Source organism: Patescibacteria group bacterium (assembly GCA_024654625.1).
In the GTDB taxonomy this organism is placed as follows: domain Bacteria; phylum Patescibacteriota; class Minisyncoccia.
The window spans coordinates 79115-97218 of the sequence record JANLHB010000016.1 but is presented as its reverse complement, the minus strand read 5'-3'; the positions used below and the strand labels follow the sequence as shown (position 1 = coordinate 97218).

General features: G+C 36.7%; 17 protein-coding genes. All 17 read right to left on the bottom strand.

What is annotated here, in order from left to right; translation table 11 throughout:
- Positions 1-2: 2 nt before the first annotated feature.
- The 17 genes from NUV40_01370 to NUV40_01290 all read right to left on the bottom strand — a co-directional run bounded on the left by NUV40_01370 (position 3) and on the right by NUV40_01290 (position 18094).
- On the bottom strand, positions 3-728 hold the full coding sequence (locus NUV40_01370; protein ID MCR4342536.1) for a YdcF family protein: 726 nt from the start codon (positions 726-728) through the stop codon (positions 3-5).
- Between the two features lie 2 nt (positions 729-730).
- Positions 731-1471 carry a class I SAM-dependent methyltransferase gene (locus NUV40_01365; protein ID MCR4342535.1) on the bottom strand — a complete coding sequence of 247 codons (741 nt, stop codon included), beginning with the start codon at positions 1469-1471 and terminating at the stop codon, positions 731-733.
- 33 nt (positions 1472-1504) lie between these two features.
- Entirely contained in the window at positions 1505-3058 is a 1554-nt protein-coding gene (locus tag NUV40_01360) for a hypothetical protein (GenBank protein ID MCR4342534.1), read from the bottom strand.
- 2 nt (positions 3059-3060) lie between these two features.
- Positions 3061-4296, bottom strand: coding sequence for a glycosyltransferase family 4 protein (locus NUV40_01355; protein ID MCR4342533.1), 1236 nt, complete (start codon positions 4294-4296; stop codon positions 3061-3063).
- 10 nt (positions 4297-4306) lie between these two features.
- Entirely contained in the window at positions 4307-4933 is a 627-nt protein-coding gene (locus NUV40_01350; protein MCR4342532.1) for a class I SAM-dependent methyltransferase, read from the bottom strand.
- Positions 4934-5012: 79 nt separating this feature from the next.
- Positions 5013-6566 (bottom strand): hypothetical protein, encoded by a 1554-nt coding sequence (locus tag NUV40_01345; GenBank protein MCR4342531.1) that lies wholly within the window; start codon positions 6564-6566, stop codon positions 5013-5015.
- A 119-nt stretch (positions 6567-6685) separates the two neighbouring features.
- Positions 6686-7447, bottom strand: coding sequence for a polysaccharide deacetylase family protein (locus tag NUV40_01340; protein ID MCR4342530.1), 762 nt, complete (start codon positions 7445-7447; stop codon positions 6686-6688).
- A 1-nt stretch (position 7448) separates the two neighbouring features.
- Complete coding sequence (locus tag NUV40_01335) at positions 7449-8096, bottom strand: class I SAM-dependent methyltransferase (GenBank protein ID MCR4342529.1); 648 nt, start codon at positions 8094-8096, stop codon at positions 7449-7451.
- A gap of 5 nt (positions 8097-8101) precedes the next feature.
- On the bottom strand, positions 8102-9409 hold the full coding sequence (locus tag NUV40_01330; protein ID MCR4342528.1) for an oligosaccharide flippase family protein: 1308 nt from the start codon (positions 9407-9409) through the stop codon (positions 8102-8104).
- Positions 9384-10454 carry a glycosyltransferase family 4 protein gene (locus tag NUV40_01325; protein ID MCR4342527.1) on the bottom strand — a complete coding sequence of 357 codons (1071 nt, stop codon included), beginning with the start codon at positions 10452-10454 and terminating at the stop codon, positions 9384-9386. The genes NUV40_01330 and NUV40_01325 overlap by 26 nt, the downstream gene beginning before the upstream one ends.
- A gap of 9 nt (positions 10455-10463) precedes the next feature.
- A complete protein-coding gene (locus NUV40_01320) occupies positions 10464-11186 on the bottom strand; it encodes a glycosyltransferase family 2 protein (protein ID MCR4342526.1) in 723 nt (240 codons plus the stop codon).
- Between the two features lie 142 nt (positions 11187-11328).
- A complete protein-coding gene (locus NUV40_01315; protein ID MCR4342525.1) occupies positions 11329-12510 on the bottom strand; it encodes a radical SAM protein in 1182 nt (393 codons plus the stop codon).
- A gap of 86 nt (positions 12511-12596) precedes the next feature.
- The gene (locus NUV40_01310) at positions 12597-13748 is read right to left on the bottom strand and encodes a radical SAM protein (protein MCR4342524.1); all 1152 of its coding nucleotides are present in this window, start codon (positions 13746-13748) and stop codon (positions 12597-12599) included.
- A 131-nt stretch (positions 13749-13879) separates the two neighbouring features.
- Positions 13880-14755, bottom strand: coding sequence for a radical SAM protein (locus NUV40_01305; GenBank protein ID MCR4342523.1), 876 nt, complete (start codon positions 14753-14755; stop codon positions 13880-13882).
- 155 nt (positions 14756-14910) lie between these two features.
- Positions 14911-15924 (bottom strand): glycosyltransferase family 9 protein, encoded by a 1014-nt coding sequence (locus NUV40_01300; protein ID MCR4342522.1) that lies wholly within the window; start codon positions 15922-15924, stop codon positions 14911-14913.
- Between the two features lie 96 nt (positions 15925-16020).
- Positions 16021-16746: a glycosyltransferase family 2 protein gene (locus tag NUV40_01295; protein ID MCR4342521.1), complete on the bottom strand. Its 726-nt coding sequence runs from the start codon at positions 16744-16746 to the stop codon at positions 16021-16023.
- Positions 16727-18094, bottom strand: a complete 1368-nt coding sequence (locus NUV40_01290) for a glycosyltransferase family 39 protein (protein ID MCR4342520.1) — start codon at positions 18092-18094, stop codon at positions 16727-16729. Before NUV40_01290 ends, NUV40_01295 begins: the two co-directional genes overlap by 20 nt.
- Positions 18095-18104 lie beyond the last annotated feature (10 nt).

Below are 18104 nucleotides of genomic sequence, written 5' to 3'. Positions count from 1 at the left end.
TATTATTTTTTATCTTTTCTTATTAAATCAGCCAAAGCTTTTATAAGTTTCTCTCCACGGACGGACATAATGCCACGACCGATCACTTCTAAAATTTCTTGTTTAATAGTATCAGGTGTTCTATTAAATTTCTTAACAAAAGATTTATAATGATCTGATCTTTCAGTTAAAATCTTTTCCGCATCTATCCCCTCAATATCCTTTTCTTTAAATCCTAGGTTTTCTAAAGACTGCTTACTCCTTTTTAAATGAAACTCATTGGTCAGAAAAGTAATCTTCTCGATATCTTCCTTGGGCAAATCATCCAAAACTTGTTTTAAACTACTTGCTGTATCATGATACTTATCTGCCAATATTATCTTATCATTAGGGAAAATTACTTCTTCTTTAGTGTCTTTCTCAATCTTCCTTTTTATAAATTCGGCCATCACCTCTGCTGCCGAAGGATTCTCTTCTCCCCAATTCTTGCCACCTGTAATGATAAGCTTATCAACCAAATCCCTTTCAATGAGATCCGAAGCGGCAATAGCTCTCATCTTCGCCCATCTTCCAAGTTGCCAACCTCCATCTTTATACTCATATTCCAGGCCGCCCTCTTGATCATACTGAAAACCTCTTTTTTCATTTTCCTTAAGCGGACCTCCGAGTAACACCAAAGTAGAAAAAGGTTTTGGTTCTTTCTCTATGTTTTCATTTGATTCTTGTATCTTTTCAAAATTTTCAGGCATATTTATCTTTTCTTAGCACTTATCATTATACCGAAAGCGAGCTTTTTTACAATCGGGATTTGACTGATGATTTTATCAATAAATATGAGGGTAGGTGTCAAGATGAATTTACCCGGAAAGAATCTGTAAATATTGACCATATCAGGGAAACCTAACAGAGGATAAGCGATATAACCAAAATAATAAACCTCCTTGATGTTGAATTCTTTTTTGATAAGTTCTATTATCTCGCTACTTTTAAAATTCTTATGGCTCTCGGCAAAATGCTCACCCTTGTTCATAATCTTCCTCGGCAAATCATTAACAAAAGATTTATTAGTATCAGCAAACACAACTTCTCCACCCGACTTTAAAACCCTCTTTATCTCACACAGGGCCTTTGACACATCAAAGAGGTGGTGCAGGAGCGCGCGAGCATAGATAACGTCAAAAGAGCCATCGGCAAAAGGAAGATTCTCCGCATCAGCACAAACCAACCTCTCGGCTCTATTTTTAGCATGAACAAGCATATTGAAAGAGATGTCATAGCCGATAAAATTATCAAAATTATTTTCTTTCAAGAATTCCATCATTTCTCCTGTCCCACAGCCGGCATCAAGCACCAAGCCCCTCGGCGGAGCCATTTTCATCATCTTCCCAAACCAAAAATTATGATATTTTCTGGAATATTCTTTCTCATATCGAACCTTTTCATAAAAGTCTGCTACAAAATCCTGAGTTTTCACTTCTTTTTCTTTATTCATAAATTATATTTTAAACATTACTTACCAGCAAAATTATTCTATAAGTCTTGTAACACCAAACTGACTAAAAACTTCTTCTAGTCTACCTTCCGCCCTTAATTTATCTATCGTCTCCGGAGCAAAATAGATAAAATTTTTATCAAGATAATAATTGAAAAGAAGAGGCGCGTTTTGATTGAAACTTACCCCTATCACTTCGTTGTCACTAATATCCTCTTTCGCTAATTCTTCTATAATAGGTATCGCCTCCGGTAAGAAGCTCGTCTCATAGGACTCGTGGAACATCCATTTGTTTGAGACAAAAAGCTGAAGAGACAAAAGAACCACCAAACTAACTCCAAATAATATATATTTTCGCCTGCTTTCAATAGACCGGCTAAACATTTTGATCAATACCAATACACCTAAAGAGATCAACAAAACTATAGCAAAACGTATTTCAAGGAAATGGTCCCAATTATTTGTCTTTAGGGCAACCAACCCAATATACCACAAAAATACCCAGGTTAAGAAAAATTTAAATAACTCTTTTCTTTCTTTATAAAGATACGCTCCGCCTAAGAAAATTAAAAAGAGAAAGAACGGCCCGCCGAAATTTATAATAGAGAAAGCCTGCTTAGGATAAAAAACGGCAGAATTAATATACACCTTAACCTGATTTAAGATAGGAACATCATATCCATATTTAATTTGAAATTCCAAGAGATCCGGGTCGCTTAAACCGGCAATACTTTCTATATAAGCGTCTTTCTCAAAGTGGTAAGTATATGGATCCGGGAAAAGGTGGCCGAAACGACTAAATGATTCGTCAGTACCTGTTATATAAGAATTATTAAAAACTCCGAAAAAACCGAAAATTAAAATTACCGGCAAAGCAAAAATAATCACCCTTCTCCAAGAACGGCTTATATATAATTCATAAATAATGACAGGCGCAACAGAAAAGATAAAAGCGTTGCGAGAAACGATGGCCAAACCAAGAAAAATACCGGTAATAAACAACTGCGTATAATTATGCAAAAATAAAGTTATTTTTCTGGTGAATCCACCTCCATAATCATTAAAAGAAAAAGATAATTCTTTAAAGCCATTCCAAAAATAGACCAGAAGACCAAAAAGAAAAAACACACTGGCAAATTCATAAGAACCGGCAAAGAGCGCCCCCTTCCAGACAAACGGCATAAATGTATCAAAAAGCGCCGCAGAAAATGCCAAGTAAAGATTACCAAAAATCCTAAAGACTAAAAGAAAAATTAAAACTGTAGATAAAGCAAAAAGAAAAATAGAAGAATAAAAAGGGAGATTTGGACTAAAATCAAAAAATTTAAAAATCTCTGCCTCTAAAAATATACTTAATTTATTTCCAAAAGATGAAGTAACCCCTTCATCTTTTACTTTAGAAGAAGCGAGGATGACATTCTTTTCATTTTCTAATTTATACTCCCCTGTTTTTGCCAAATTCCTAGAGAGAATTAAATTATCATGCAAGCCAGTCGGCGCGTAGCCTTTATACAAGACTGGCGCTATCCGCAAACCAAACGATAAAATAAATAAAGCGATTATTGAAAATATTATTTTTTTATTCATATTTATATATTCTTTAGATACTTATCTATCCATTTATCAATACTAAATTTCTCCTTTATTTTATTATATCCTCTTTTTCCAAACTCTCGAGCTTTTTCCGGATTTAAAAGAAGATAAGAGATTTTCTCCGCCATAACCTCGGTATTGAAAGGATTAACGATAAATCCGGTAACATTATCTTCCACTATCTCCGGCGTCCCTCCAAAACAGGTCCCCACCACCGGCTTAGCACACGCCATAGCCTCAAGATTGATAACTGGGAAAGAGTCAAAACAGACAGAAGATACCACAACAACATCACTTGAATGATAAGCTGCCTTAAGTTTGTCTCCTAATATCCATCCCGTAAAAATGATTCTATCTTTAAGTCCAAATTTTTCGGCTGTATTAACCATATCTTTCTCATACCCTTTTCCTTCTCCGACAACTAAAAGCACCGCGCTGGGAACCTTTTCTATAATTTTAATCATCGCTTTTAATATCTCCCTACCTCCTTTTGCTCCGCTTAATCTACCTCCAAATAAAACAATTTTTTTATCTAGGACTCCATATTCTTTTTTAAAGTCATTTATTTTACCCTCATCTATCTCCCACAAAGAAAAATTGATACCTGCATGAACAGTCTTGATATTTTTTATCCCGTTTCCCTCAAGAGCTTCCTGAAGAGCAAAACTAACAGCAAAAATCTTATCAACATATTTAAGATAGTGATTGATAAAAAGATTTCGTAAAGGATTATATCTTTTCTTGAATTTTTTAACTTGCTCCAAGAAATTTATTTTATATTTAAATTTATCAGGTATAGATAAATCGCATGGATTTATAAACTCCGTTAACTTTCCATAATGAAAGAGCATTACATCATGCGCAATAAGAAAGACTTTTGCTTCGCCTTTCTTAGCTAATTTCAAAGAATAATAAGAAATATGAAAATGTATATTACTTGCAAAGACAACATCTGGCTTTATCTCATTGATAAGATTCTTTACTTTTATTACCGTCATCGGATTATATAAGCTCAAATAAGCACGCCATCTCTCATGGTAATTAGAATATATGTTATAGACTTCAAACCCTCCATACTTATCCTTTCCTTCTTCTGCTTTGTCTTTCACAGTAGAAATTACATAAACATCATTTCCTTTATCTTTAAAACCTTTCGCTAGATTAAAAGCCACCACCCCGGCTCCGCCGTAGCTTTTTGGAGGAAAATCGTCTTGTAAAATTAAAATCTTCATATTTTATAATTTACTTTTGGGCAACCATATAAACATTAGCATAAAAATCAGGGGTTTTTAAAAACCTTATCCTATCAAAAAAATAGAGTAATCTTATAAGTCGTCCAAAGATAGCTCTTCTTAGTCTGCTATATTTTTTATCTTTATATGGATTTAGAAACAAAAACTTTATAAACTCACCCAGCACAGTAAACAAACCACCATAAGGACCGCACTCTAATACTTTGAAATTCTCCTTCTCAAACAAAGATCTAAACCCCTCGACAGTAAAACGTCCGAAATCACCAGGGTCGCTATGAACAGGAACAAGAAAAGGAGCAGTAGCTATACACACTCCACCACCCTTCAAAGATCGATATATTTCAGAAACCGCCTTTTTTGAATCATCAACATGTTCAAGAACCTGAAAACAAAAAATAGTATCAAAACTTCCATCTTTAAAGCTTAAATTTTTAATGTCTTCAATATAATCAATGCCTGGGACATCGTTAACATCACTAGTTTTATATGAAGTCACATTTCTCTCTATAATCTCTTTATATTTAGCAGTCCCGGCACCAATATCCAAAGACTCCCCTTTTGCATACAATGGAACAAATTTATTTACTACATCTTTTGTTTGTATTAGATTATTCATATTTTTAATTACCTTAAAATTAACTAGACCTCACTCCCACTTTTATCTAAAAAATGGGAGTGAAATTTACTTTATTTCATTATATTGCTTCTGCCCTAAGATAACTACCGGCCTGCACAGTTGTAGAGGCCGAACTTGAATTATTTTGCGCCCACTGCAATTGTAAAGTTGAGCCAGAACTACCTGTTTTTACTGTACCAATTATTTGTATTATTTCTTTACCGCCCGCTTTTAAAGTGATCTCCGGACTTTCTCCACCAGAACTTTCGAATACTCCTGCATCCCCAGAATCATCAGCAACATAAGCCAAATCTATAATTGTCCCCAAAGGCGAACTGAGCGCAAAACCAATTTTAATATCAGGAGCCACGCTGTCCGCACTGGCAAAGATAACTCCATCTATTATGTATGAAGTGTTAGCACTAATCAAACCAACTTTAAGCTCATTATCATTTTGAAGATTTACTGTATTTATAACGCTTTGGTCAGAATCCTTTCTAGCTTTCATTCCAGTAGCAGGAGACACTGTATAAGTTACATCAAGATATGGATCATAAGATGTGCCAGCATATTCTAATAATCTAAAATAAATATTGAATTCCTCCCCAGCATCTGGCGAACTATCATTTATATCATGTCCTTCACGCATTCCTAGTTTTGTTGTTGTAGCAACTGAAATATTGCTTATACCTGAAGCATTAAAATTCCAAGAATTATAAGCTCCCGTGGAAATATTATTTAAAGCAATATCCGTTGTCCATTCTGTAGGGCTATGTGTAGAACCACAATTATCATAATCATCAACTACTAAGGTTGTTGTTGCATTCTGAGAAGTTGGTCCTACAATACTAATATAATCATAGGCATCGTCATCGGGGTCAGATTTAGAATCTACATAAAGATTAAAGTCAGCAGCAGTTACAACTGCAGTATCAGGTAATTGATCTGTACCGGGTATTGGGAAAAACCCCCTGTAAATATTTGCAGCACTTCCAGTCCATTGAGAAACAATGTAATGCTGAGAAGCAGTAGAGTCTGCAGAATCTCCTGATGTGGCATCATGAGCATTGATCCAAGATGTATCATTAACGCGAACAGTACCGTCGCCTGCACCAGAAAATTCATTATTCAAACTATCAGCATAAACCATATTAGTAAACTGATAAGCAAGAATAGATTTTCTTTCTCTTTGACCTATCTGCTGATTAAACGCACCGACAGTAGTCGTAGCATGCTCGACTATATACCAATTATTCCCTTTTTTGTCATAAGTATATCCTGTGTAAATTTTAGCTTGCCATTCTTCCCCGTTATTATTTACTCCCTTTTTATAAAATTCACCAAAATTTGTTCTAAACATTTCGCCATCTAACATAGGTTGTATTTCTCCTCTATAGGCATACGAAATAATATCACCATAATCGGTCATAACATCACCTTCTCTTCTTAGGTCTTTTCCTACTCTATAACCAATAACATCAGATGGTAGAACTTTTAAGTGTAAACTTTCTGGAATTGGATCTATTATTGCCATAGTGACAAAATTAAACATACCAAAACCAAAAATAGTTACCGCTATTAATACCAGCAGATAAACCGTCTTTTTACCTAAAATACTTAATATTTTTTTCATAATATAATTCTAATCTAATTAGATTAATAATATTTATAATTTTTTAAAAGCCGTAAATTTATTTTTTAAATTAATTACATCGACCAGCTTCATTATTTCAAATATGTTTTTCATTAAAATTATTTTCCCTGCTTTAAAAACTCAAGGGTTTCAGAATTAGTCATATATTTTACGCCTTCTTTATTTGAAATGTATTTAAACACTTCTTCCAAGTCTTGCCACATATTATTTTTCTCTATCTCCCAGGAGTGGCCCCATAAGTGAAACATTCCTCCATTTGAAACAGCGTGGTCAAACATCGCCATGGCAAGGTTCTGCCAACTTAAGAAAGATTTTATAGAGAGTTTTAATTTGAATATCTCCTCTTTATATTTTAAGACTGGCTGGAAAAATGCGCGCAAACTGTCATATCTGAAAGGAAAAGGATAGCAATTTATAGAAGTCGGCATCTGGAAAAAATCATTCACCTCAAACTTAAAAAGATCCACTGTCCTTGCCCCCAAAAAACCGGCACTCTTAACTTCATAAGCATCATTCTCCGTAAATACTCCTCCGGGATAACAAAACATCTTTACTTCTTTACCAAGCAAATCCTCAAGATACCCTTTTGAACCGCTGATTTCCGCCTTTACATCTTCCCTGTTTAATTTATCAAAATATATATGACTCAATGAATGAGCGCCTACTTCCTGGCTCTCCGCAATGCGCTTCACATCATCATCAGGCATTCTAACTACTTTCTTCCCATCCTCTATCTCATAATCAATGCTCTCCGGTATGTAAAAAGTTCCCTTTAGTCCGTATTCATTTAAGAGATTAAGAAGTTTAATATCTTCCACCGCCCCGTCATCCCAGCTGGTTGTTACAATAACTTCTTTCATATTATTTTTTAACAGCTACCAAGCACCAGCCCATTGTCTGACGCAAAGAAGCCTTGCTCCTATCTCTCCTGTCTATCCAAAGCATTATCCTTCCAAAGATACTTATGGGGAACCTTAATATCTTGCCTAGAAAATTATTATACAAATCCAATCTGTCTATTAAGTAACGAATGATACTCTGAGTAACACTTGCGAAAAATCCTCCCCTTGCCTCAATCAAAACAATCTCAAAGCCATTCTTTTCAAAAAGATTTTTAAGCAAAAAATCAGTAAAACGCCAGAAATCTACCGGCTCATCATGAATCGCAGATATTAAAGATTCAGTAACAAGTATCGCGCCTCTAGGCTTTAGTACTCTGTGAAATTCTAATATTGCTTTATCTAAATTTTCTACATCGCCTAAGACCTGCATCGAAACAATTGAATCAACCGAATTATCTGGAAGCGGGATGTCCTCGACTGAACCGATAACATCCGGATTATTAGCCTCATCAATATCTAATTTAAGATATTTTTCAAATGAAAAAAGCTCCGAATATCTATCAAAACCGCCTGCTCCGGCATCAAGGACTATTCCTTTTATATGATCTCTATATTTTTTTATCTGTTCCTTTAACAAGATGCGATCCGGTTGAAAAATGACTGCCATACTAATTATTTTATAAATTTCCTAATATAGATAAAAGCCAATAAATCAGAAGCGGCAAACCAAACCACAGTAATAGCCGCCATGCCAAAAAGTCCGTAATTTTTTATAAGATAAAATCCAGGCAATAACCCTAAGATAATCACCAGAGAATTGATCATTATAACCTCTTTCATTTTGTTCAGCGTTCTAAAGAGCGGGCCTATCCCCACGGCAAGCCCCGAAAGAATAGTGAATGGAGAAAGCCAATATATCACTTTTATAGATTCAATATATTCTTTACCGTAGAACAGCTCGACTAGAAAAGGCGCGAGTATTATGGCGGGGATAATCAATAAGAGGGCTATCGCCCCTGACATTATTGAAGCCTTAAAAAAGTTTCTGGCAAAAAGCGGGTTTTTTTCAGCTTTAAGTTGAGGCAATCGCACCGCCAGAAGCTGAGATACGGGAGAAAGAAACACTAGCGGGAGAGAAACATATTTCATAGCGATATTGAAATATCCTACCGTCTCAGTCGGATAGAAAAGACTCAACAAAAGAACCGGCAAGATACCATACAACCTGCTTACGTTTTGGTTTATGGCGATCAAAAAACCGAACCTGAAATAATTTTTGATATAAACTTTTTTCCAATTAGCCGCTATTTCTCTAAAAGAAGGCAATAGGTCATATTTCTTCCGAAGATGCGAGTAAATAAAAATAGCCAATACCATGGCGATAGCGGAAGCCAACAGATAGCCGACCATCAAGCCAAAGACCCCCAGGCTAAATATAAAAGCGAAACCAAACAAAATCCTTAAAAGATTTTTTACATTATCAAAAAACACATATCCTTTAATCTTCCTCATCACCTGAAGGATGATTGATACCATTTCATAAAAAATTCCAAGAATATTTGCAAGTATTATTATCCTTACCAATTCCCCTACATAAGGCGCGCCATACATATATATAGAAACGATAGGAGCTATTATTATAGCCAGACCCCATACACCCAACGATACAATGAGAGAAATTTTCAAGAAGTAAACAAAGATATTTAATACTTCTTTCTTATCCTTCTTTTGATAAGCCTCGGCAAAAAGGATAAGTGTCGCTCTGTCAGCCCCAAGATTCATGAATAAGGCAAACAAACCAGCAAGAGCAAACACCAAACTGTAGATGCCGTATTTCTCGGGAAGGAGGATTCTGGCAAAGGCGACCGAGGCTAATACGTTGATAAACGTAGAAAAACCGTTCCCAATCTGCATCACCGCCGTATCTCTTACGAAAGAAACTTTCGGTAATATTTTAATTCTTTCCGATAACTTTTTCATAAATGCTTATATATTTATCTATAACAGTATCCCAAGAATTCGCTTTTGCCCAGAGCAGTGCGTTGCTTTTCATCTCTTCTGTCATACTTTCATCATCAAGAATTTTCAATATCGCTTTAGCCGTTTCTTCCGCATTATTTTGCGGCACAAGAAAACCGCTGTATCCGTCCTTTATCGCATCTTCCGCTCCGCAACCTAAAGTGCCTATAACAGGCAATCCTTCCGCATTTGCTTCCAAATATACCAAACCAAAACCCTCAAACTTGTGCCCATCATTGACTGATGTCAAAAGAAAAAGGTCAGCACCACAATACATCCTGGATAATTCCTCGTCAGAAATATTACTGAAAAATTTTACATTACCGTTCAGTCCATAATCTCTCACCATCTTTTTCAATCTATTAAAATATTCTTCATTAGACTGATCGCCTATTATGTAATAGAGAATATCAGGATAAGACTCTTTAACCTTAGCCACAGCTGGTATAGAAACATGATAACCTTTCCTAAACATTAAACCTCCTACGCTCAAAATGACTTTTTGATCATCTGTTTTTTTACCCTTACTAGGACAATTGCCGAACTTTTTCAAATCAACTCCCAAAGTTACGACCTCTATATTATCAAGTTCAACTGCTTTTTTAATCTCACTCGCGGTAAAATGACTAATACACAATATTTTGCTCGCTTTTTTATAAGCCCAAATTAAGAGTTTTTTGTATTTACGCTGATAGAGAGGTAGCACAGAATATGTCCCTACGCCATTTATAATCAATTTTTTCTTCAAACCGATATTTGCCAAAGCGCCGATAATACCATAAGGATACCCATCAAAGCAGTGTATAATGTCGCAATCTTTTATTTTATTTCTAACATAAAAAGCATCTAGAAAAATAGAAAAAAATCTCCAGCTCCTCAATGCCTTTCCGGTATTGATGCTATCAATTTGAATTCCTCTTTTTTTTATCCCTTCTGTTATTTCACCAGTGAGCCTCCCCCATCCTGATTTAATATTCAAATCTTGTCCTATAAAACAAACTTTCATTTTTTTATATTATATTTTTACTCTTTCTCTCTTTATATTAATTCTCCAGAACAGAGAAAGAATGGCTTTTATAACTCCTATTATATTTTTCATTCTAAAGGCAGAACTCTTACCGCCCGGCTTTGATTGTATTTTAATAGGCACCTCTACGAAACTGGCGCCCGATTTCAAGAGCATAATGAGTATCTGAGCGGAGAAAGCGAAACTATCACCAATCTTCGGCAAGACAGACAACAGGAGATCGCGACGATATACAGAAAGACCATTGTAGTATTTTAAATGCAGTCTAAAGAGAAAATTATTTAAATCCGTATAGAGTCTGGAGACAAGACGGCGTAAAAATGGCCTCACTTCCATATTGTCAGTATAGGGAATGATGATATCCGCCTCGCCTATTCGACTAACAGTGTCTACGAAAGACTGCGGTAAGTTCTCGTTATCGCCCGGAAACCATGTTACATATTCTCCCTTGGATTGTCTTGCCCCTTCTCTGAAGTTGAAGCCAAGACCCATATTTTTTTTATTATGAAAGACCTTTACTATATTTATATTCTTAGCAAGATCATTAGCAATCTCTCCGGTCTTATCTAAAGAACAATCATTGAATATTAAAATCTCGGCATCGCTTGCCATATTATTCTCCGACAATAGAGAAAAAAGGCTGTTCACAGCCAAGGCTAATCCCCTCTCCTCATTATAGGCGGGAACAATTATAGAAAGCTTTGTCATCATTAAAATATAGCTGATTTCTCGCTTTTTTTCCAGTAACTATATCTTAAATCCATGTTCAATCCGCCATGGCGGATTGAACAGATTATAGACAAAAGAAAAACCCGCCTGACGCAAGACGGGTTTGGTTGAAGTCTCTCTTTCTTTATATAAAGTTGATGTGTTTGATATCCTTTCTGTCAACAAGAACAGGAAATCCTTGCTCTTTCACTGAAGACAGAAATCTATTGCAGGCATCCATTCGGCACCCCTTACGGCACACTGAGGCATCAAAATCTTTCATCATCTCCCAGTTTTGTCGTCTCTTTTCCCCTTCCCATATCTCCTGAAAAGTCTGCTCGTTTATATTACCGAGCTTAAATCTTTCATCTCCAAAGAAGACAGAGCAAGAATACACGTCGCCCTTTGCGGTAATGTATCCCCAGAAAAAAGGAACTGAAAGACACCTATCATAAGATTTTTCTTTATCCGCAACACTTCTAAAGGCATTATAACGGACGATAACCTTAAAATTTTTTGAGGAAGCGCGGTGTTCTACCCACTCTAAAGACACAAGAAACCCAGGATCATAATAACCGAGATTCTTGATATCAATAGCGTCATTGTTATCAAGTGGGTGAGAAGAGTACGGTTTGACTACAAGATAATCGGCACCCTTTTTTGACAACTCGCCCGCGAGAATGAGTATCTCGTTCTCATTCTCCGGAAGGACAACTATTTGCGCGCCGATAACACAGGAGTAGTTCTTATTCTTTTTAAGCCAAAACGCTTTTCTGATATTTCCTAAGACTTTCTCAAAATTACCTTCTTTGGCTTTATGGATCTCTTTATAAGTGCCTGCGGTGCCGGCATTTATACTGACTTTGACCCAAGAGATGTCGCCAAGGATAGGAAATATCTTCTCCAAAAAAACGCCATTCGTGGTGAAAGCCGCATCAATCCCCGCCTCTTTAGTCGCAGATACAATCTCTGCGATATTAGAGTGAAGAAGAGGCTCGCCTTCTCCAGCATACATTATGCTTCTTATCCCCAGGCGCCCCATCTCCTTGATTCTCTCAAGAAGCACTTCTCGCCTGATAAAATTATTCTTATACCCTAAAGTCTTAACCCCGCAAAAAACGCAACGGTGATTACAAGCGCCAAAAGGCGAGATCTCAAGATAGATAGGATAAATCTTTTTCGCATTTTTCCACGTCGTCGCACTAAGCCATCTTTTTACCCTCTCTTCGTGATACTTAAGCTTCTGTCCGTCTATAAGATATTTATCACTCATCGCAACCCCCTTATATTTTAGAAAGTTTAAAGTTAAAGATCTTATATTTTCCATTTAAACCATATCATTATTTCACATTTTTGCAATAAAAAGACCCACGCTCCGCTTAACGCGAAACGTGGGTCATAAACCCGAAAGAACTAAAGAAAGTTACGGTGGATAAGCCCGAAACTATCTATTTTGTCACACTCCTCAATGATCCTACCCGAATTTCCCTCTTTCAAAGACCAAAGAAACTCGTTTATCTTATGCTGGATACACAGGCACCCGCACATAGTCTGTGCATCAAACCTGCCTGAAGAGAGAATATTCAGCACTTCCCAGTATCTATCGCTCTGCCAGATCTCCTTAAACGACTTCTCGGCGATATTGCCGATGTGATACTTCTTATACTCTTTGCCGAAAAGCATCCCGCACGGCGCAACCAGTCCACTCCCAGAGAACTGTAAGAAAAACGGCGGACCATAGCAACGAGAGTAACATCTTTTACCGTCACTAAAGATCTTTGACCTTTTCGCTTTAACGGTATAGGAATCACTAGAGAGCGCTTCTGCCGAATCAAGTAGAGCCATAATATCAGGCTCATGATATGACGAGAAATCTACGCCTAGTGAACCCTTCTGGTCATCCGAGCAGTGCTTCAGTACAAGATAGTCTACACCGAGCACTTTTCCCAAGTGAGATAAAGGTATGATCTGATCCTTATACTTAGAGAGGAGGACCATCTGAAGTCCGATTGTGACACCAAGACTTTTCTTTCTCTTTATATCCACCGCTTTTATAACAGTGTTTACCACTTTATTGAAGTAGTCTTTCGGCACACCGTGGATCTCGGAATACCGGCTAGGCACACCCGCCGACATATTGAATCTCAAATATGTCAAAGCCGGAAGTATCTCTTCCAACCGCTCGTCTTTAAGAAGATAGCCAGCGGTGCCAAGAGCCATACTAAGTCCGTTGTTATGCCCACGCAAGATGGCATCATAAAGATGAGGTGAACAAGTACTCTCTCCGTCTGAGACAAAGCTTATCGCTTTAACGCCCATCTCTGATGCATCATCAAGGAAACGATAGATGACATCAAGCGTCATCTTCTTTATATCATTATCCTGAAGCGTGGCGTAACAATACTCGCACCTATAGTTGCAACTTCTTGTCAGCGCCATATCGATAGTGATAGGCACTATTCTTTCACCCATCTGCCATGCTTCCAAACGATCCCTGTGTTCAGGAAGCCAGAGCTTATGGCCATCTAATATAAGGTTGCTGTCCAGATCCGTATTGCTTTTCATTAACGCCTCCTTTTATTTTAAAGTTCAAGTTTATATATCCTTTTCCATTTAAACCATACCATTATTCTATGTTTTTGCAATAAAAAAACCCCGCCATTTAAAACTGGCGGGGTTGGTGTTAAATAGTTACTCTAAGCTCCGATTATATCAACAGAAGTGTGACCAAACTTTTGATGACGATTGGTCTTCACTTTTATGTCACACGGGTTGCAATGGCCATACCAGTTACATGGCCTGTATTTATCCTCTATCCTGAAATCCGGATCAAGGATATGCCCTACCGGTTCTCTGCCTTCATAGAGGTCAGCTGTACAGCGGTATACCGATCCGTCAGGACCGATGATAAGCTCAGTCGTCTTACAAAGAACCGTTTTTTTTGATTCTCTATTGCAAGCTTCAGGATACTTATATTCCCCGTACATCTTTCCTTTATGCTCACCGAGAAATTCTTTAAGGCGAAAATCTATTCCCTGATAAAGGCAATGTCTCTGGGCGTCAAGGATATACCCCTTCTGAGCAGGATGCATCACGCCCCAGATACCTATATGAAACCCTACATACTGCATCTTCAAAACTTTATTTACCAAGGAGCCGAGGTTCACCTGCTCAGGGTGATAACTCACTCGTATAGATGCGTAAGGTGATTCTCTCTTCACGCGATTCGGGTCAACCTTCTTGATAAACTCATCAACGTTAAACTGAAGATTCGTAAGAACATCTACATGCAATTCGGATTTTATATTATTAAGTATGTATATAAAATCCTTATGCAAGCTTGGCTCTCCGCCTTGAAGAGTTACAGGCAGGTCTGATCTTGAGATAATCCTCTTTAGACCGGTTATCCACTCATCTCCGGATAAAAGCTCCCCGCCTTTCTTTTTGGATCCTGACTCAAAGTCATTGATGCAGTAACTGCACTTTAAGTTACAAGCAAGTGTTAAAAACACCGCTATGTAATTATAAGGCTCGGGAATCTTTACTGACGGCAACATAACTTTCTTCTCCATTTTAACCCTCCTGTTATTTATATTTAAAAGTTAAAGACCTTCTTTTTTCCACTTAAACGATATCATTATTTCGCATTTTTGCAAGAAAAAAACCCCTCATCTTTTCTTTTATAAGAAAAGATGAGGGGCGATAGAACATCAAGATCGGACATAAATCAATAGCCGATACCTTTGAAATCCGGCTTAGAAGGGATAAGACCGCGCTTCTCTTGAATATCACTTTCGCCCGAAGAAGTCTCGCCACCCGACATTAGATTGTTGACTTCAGCGAGCACCCTCTCCGGTCTTATGTCATACATGCAAGACACTCCTTGCTTGCATATATTGCTCATACACGGGAGGCAATCCGGCCTAGGATCAGGTAAAAGCTTTATCCCTTTCCTAACATACACTTCACCTGAAACAGTTGGGCCAAAAAGGGCGATGATCTTTTTATCAAGGGCGTGAGCGATGTGCAGACCAAGACTGTCGTTAGTGATAATAAAACGGCAAGAACTTATCCACTCTATATACTCTTCTATAGAGCCGAGTCCCTGTTGCCATGAAACAGAAAATCTTCCGCCGATAAATTGCTGTAATTTTTCCCAGTAATCTTTAGGCCACGCCTTTATTGGCCATTTATCGCCGACATTGTGGTTAAAGCCGATGTCAAAAATCTCTTTTGATTTCGGTTTGTAACCAAGAATAGGCATCTCGCCATCCCACTTGGCGCCCACCATCTCAAAGAGAAACTCTTCCCATAGCTTCTGGTTAGAGCGTTTCCCGTCAAGATTTGAACACAGCTCCACGACATGCTGAGAACCGTCATAAGCCTTGATTTCTCCGATCTCAGGGTCAAACCTGAAACCGTATCGCCTCCAGCCATTTATACTATCGGCGAGGGCGCAAAGTCCGCCAACCTTCTCAAGGTTTATGACAGTATCAAACCTCTCCTTCTGAAGCTGTAAGATACTCGTGAGATCGTAAGTCATTATCCTGTCGATGTAGATATTCCCCTTGAGCAAAGATACTGCCTTCTCATCTACTAGCCATGTGACATGAGCATCTTTATACAAAGGCAATATGACAGTGCTTCTTAGCACATCACCAAGGCTTGTTTTTGTTCCGATGTCATTTACAAGCGTCTCGGAATACCCGGGCTTTATTATAAGGACTTTTTCTTTCTTCACTTTACACCCCCTTATTTATGTTTAAATTAAAGAACCGAATATTTTATTTTATCTTCCAAAAATATACTAACTTTTATATGAGAAAAGTAAAGGGTGTCAAATTTCCGCTCTCTCTTTTTTTATATTAATACTCCAGAAAAGAATAATTATAGTTTTCATAACACTTATAATATTTTTCAATCTAAAAGCCGAAGTCTTATTAGTTGGCCTTATAAACATTGGAACCTCAATATAAGTCGCCCCTGACTTTAAAAGTCTTATTGCAATCTCCGCCGCAAAGGCAAAACCAAAAGTTGTCGGCATAGTTTTTTTAACCAATGAAACAGGATATATGCTTATCCCGTTATAATATTTCATATTCAAACTAAAAAGAAAATTCAAAAACTTAACATAAAAAAATGAAATTATCCTGCGAATCCAAGATCGTTCTTTTACGTTATCAATATAGCTTAAGACTATATCTGCCTTGCCTATTGAATCAATCAAGTATCCAAAAGAAGAAGATATTACTTCATTATCCCCTGGGATAATCATCACATACTCTCCGGCTGACATTTCTACACCCTTCTTATAATTGTAGCCAAAGCCCATATTTATCTTATTATGAATCACCTTTATTCCCTTATTTTCTAAGGCAAGCCGATCAGCAATAATTCCTGTTCTATCAGATGAAGAGTCATCAAAAATAATGATTTCATAATTTTCTAAGCGTTTTTCATTTAGAACGTACATGAGTCCTCTTATGGTAAACTCAAGATTCTTTTCTTCGTTAAAAGCCGGTACTACTATTGTAAGTTTTAATTTATAATTCTTTATTTCCATAAAAAAATTTATTTAAAATAATAGAAATACTGAAAGCAAAAAAAATAAAATAAAAAGGATAAATTACAAAAATAAATCTTGGCACGCCTTGCAGAAAAAAAATTACACCATTTAGATAAATTATAAAAAATAACATCACTATAGCTTTTATATTTTTTTCTCTTAAAGCCTTATAAGCGCCCCAAAAAGCCATAAGCAAGATAATAGCCCATAATAGCCTTATAATTAAGACAATTCCCGTTTTCATAACCTTTTCAAAAAGTGAACTGCCGATATCTTCAGGGAAAGCGAACATTATAGAGTACTTTGGCGCCATAGGCGCATTAACTTTCGCTACCTCCAAGAAGCCTATTAACAAATTTTTAACAGGATGCTTCAGATATAATACTTCAGCCTCTTTTGACATCACTTCATCAGCTTGGGAGAAATTCAATCCATTATTTAAAAGTTCTGCCCTATGCTGATTCATCAGGTATATCCCCTCTCCCTCAACAATATTAAAATCCGGATTATAAAGACGGACGATATATTCTCCGGTTAAAGAGGCGACAGCATAATCTTTCAATTTATTGACGCTAAATTCGCTTTTTATAGAGTGAAGATACATAAGCATCCCCCCTCTATCGGCAATAGCCATATTTCCAAAATTTATATAATTTCTATAAACCCATGGGGATACAATAACTAAAAAAGCAAAAAAGAATAATACTATATTTTTTAAACCATATTTTCTGTCCTTTAATAAATAGATCGGCAAAATCAAAACAGGTAAAAAAATAAAAATACTTTTTGTAAGAGCCAGTATTCCAAAGACCAACCCGCTTAATAACAAAAAGGTGAGACCTTTTTCCACATAAAAAGGTCTCACCTTTTTGAAGCTTAGACTTTTTAAAAATAAATAAATAAATAAAACTACCAAAAAAGCGGCAAAAATTTCGGAAATAATATCTGTGGCATATATAGGAAATATCGGCAACACAACTATTGCCAAGGAGGCGATTCTCGCCGTTAAAACACCAAAAATCTCATAAGAAATTATATAGGTAAGATAAATTATTAGAAACAGCAATAAAAATTGCTCTATCCTAATTATTGTCCAATTAACCCCAAATAACCTATAGTTCAAAGCCAAAAAGAAAGGATAAGCCGGCTCACGAAACATCGTTCTCTCTCCACCCAAAGAAAAGCCGTCGCCATTTGCCATGTTAATAGCAGTCTCGTTATATTCCACATCAGTGGGTCCACCCCACGCGCCATACTTGGGCAGGAAGATTAAAGCATTGACGATGATAATGAGAAGCACTAGAATCGGAAACCAATATTTCTTTGTAAAATATAGATAATTCATTTATAATTTA

What these genes read in the sequence shown, in the direction of transcription:
- NUV40_01370 (MCR4342536.1), bottom strand. Translation starts at nt 728, where the DNA reads ATGCCTGAAAATTTTGAAAAGATACAAGAATCAAATGAAAACATAGAG.
- NUV40_01365 (MCR4342535.1), bottom strand. Translation starts at nt 1,471, where the DNA reads ATGAATAAAGAAAAAGAAGTGAAAACTCAGGATTTTGTAGCAGACTTT.
- NUV40_01360 (MCR4342534.1), bottom strand. Translation starts at nt 3,058, where the DNA reads ATGAATAAAAAAATAATATTTTCAATAATCGCTTTATTTATTTTATCG.
- NUV40_01355 (MCR4342533.1), bottom strand. Translation starts at nt 4,296, where the DNA reads ATGAAGATTTTAATTTTACAAGACGATTTTCCTCCAAAAAGCTACGGC.
- NUV40_01350 (MCR4342532.1), bottom strand. Translation starts at nt 4,933, where the DNA reads ATGAATAATCTAATACAAACAAAAGATGTAGTAAATAAATTTGTTCCA.
- NUV40_01345 (MCR4342531.1), bottom strand. Translation starts at nt 6,566, where the DNA reads ATGAAAAAAATATTAAGTATTTTAGGTAAAAAGACGGTTTATCTGCTG.
- NUV40_01340 (MCR4342530.1), bottom strand. Translation starts at nt 7,447, where the DNA reads ATGAAAGAAGTTATTGTAACAACCAGCTGGGATGACGGGGCGGTGGAA.
- NUV40_01335 (MCR4342529.1), bottom strand. Translation starts at nt 8,096, where the DNA reads ATGGCAGTCATTTTTCAACCGGATCGCATCTTGTTAAAGGAACAGATA.
- NUV40_01330 (MCR4342528.1), bottom strand. Translation starts at nt 9,409, where the DNA reads ATGAAAAAGTTATCGGAAAGAATTAAAATATTACCGAAAGTTTCTTTC.
- NUV40_01325 (MCR4342527.1), bottom strand. Translation starts at nt 10,454, where the DNA reads ATGAAAGTTTGTTTTATAGGACAAGATTTGAATATTAAATCAGGATGG.
- NUV40_01320 (MCR4342526.1), bottom strand. Translation starts at nt 11,186, where the DNA reads ATGATGACAAAGCTTTCTATAATTGTTCCCGCCTATAATGAGGAGAGG.
- NUV40_01315 (MCR4342525.1), bottom strand. Translation starts at nt 12,510, where the DNA reads ATGGAAAATATAAGATCTTTAACTTTAAACTTTCTAAAATATAAGGGG.
- NUV40_01310 (MCR4342524.1), bottom strand. Translation starts at nt 13,748, where the DNA reads ATGAAAAGCAATACGGATCTGGACAGCAACCTTATATTAGATGGCCAT.
- NUV40_01305 (MCR4342523.1), bottom strand. Translation starts at nt 14,755, where the DNA reads ATGGAGAAGAAAGTTATGTTGCCGTCAGTAAAGATTCCCGAGCCTTAT.
- NUV40_01295 (MCR4342521.1), bottom strand. Translation starts at nt 16,746, where the DNA reads ATGGAAATAAAGAATTATAAATTAAAACTTACAATAGTAGTACCGGCT.
- NUV40_01290 (MCR4342520.1), bottom strand. Translation starts at nt 18,094, where the DNA reads ATGAATTATCTATATTTTACAAAGAAATATTGGTTTCCGATTCTAGTG.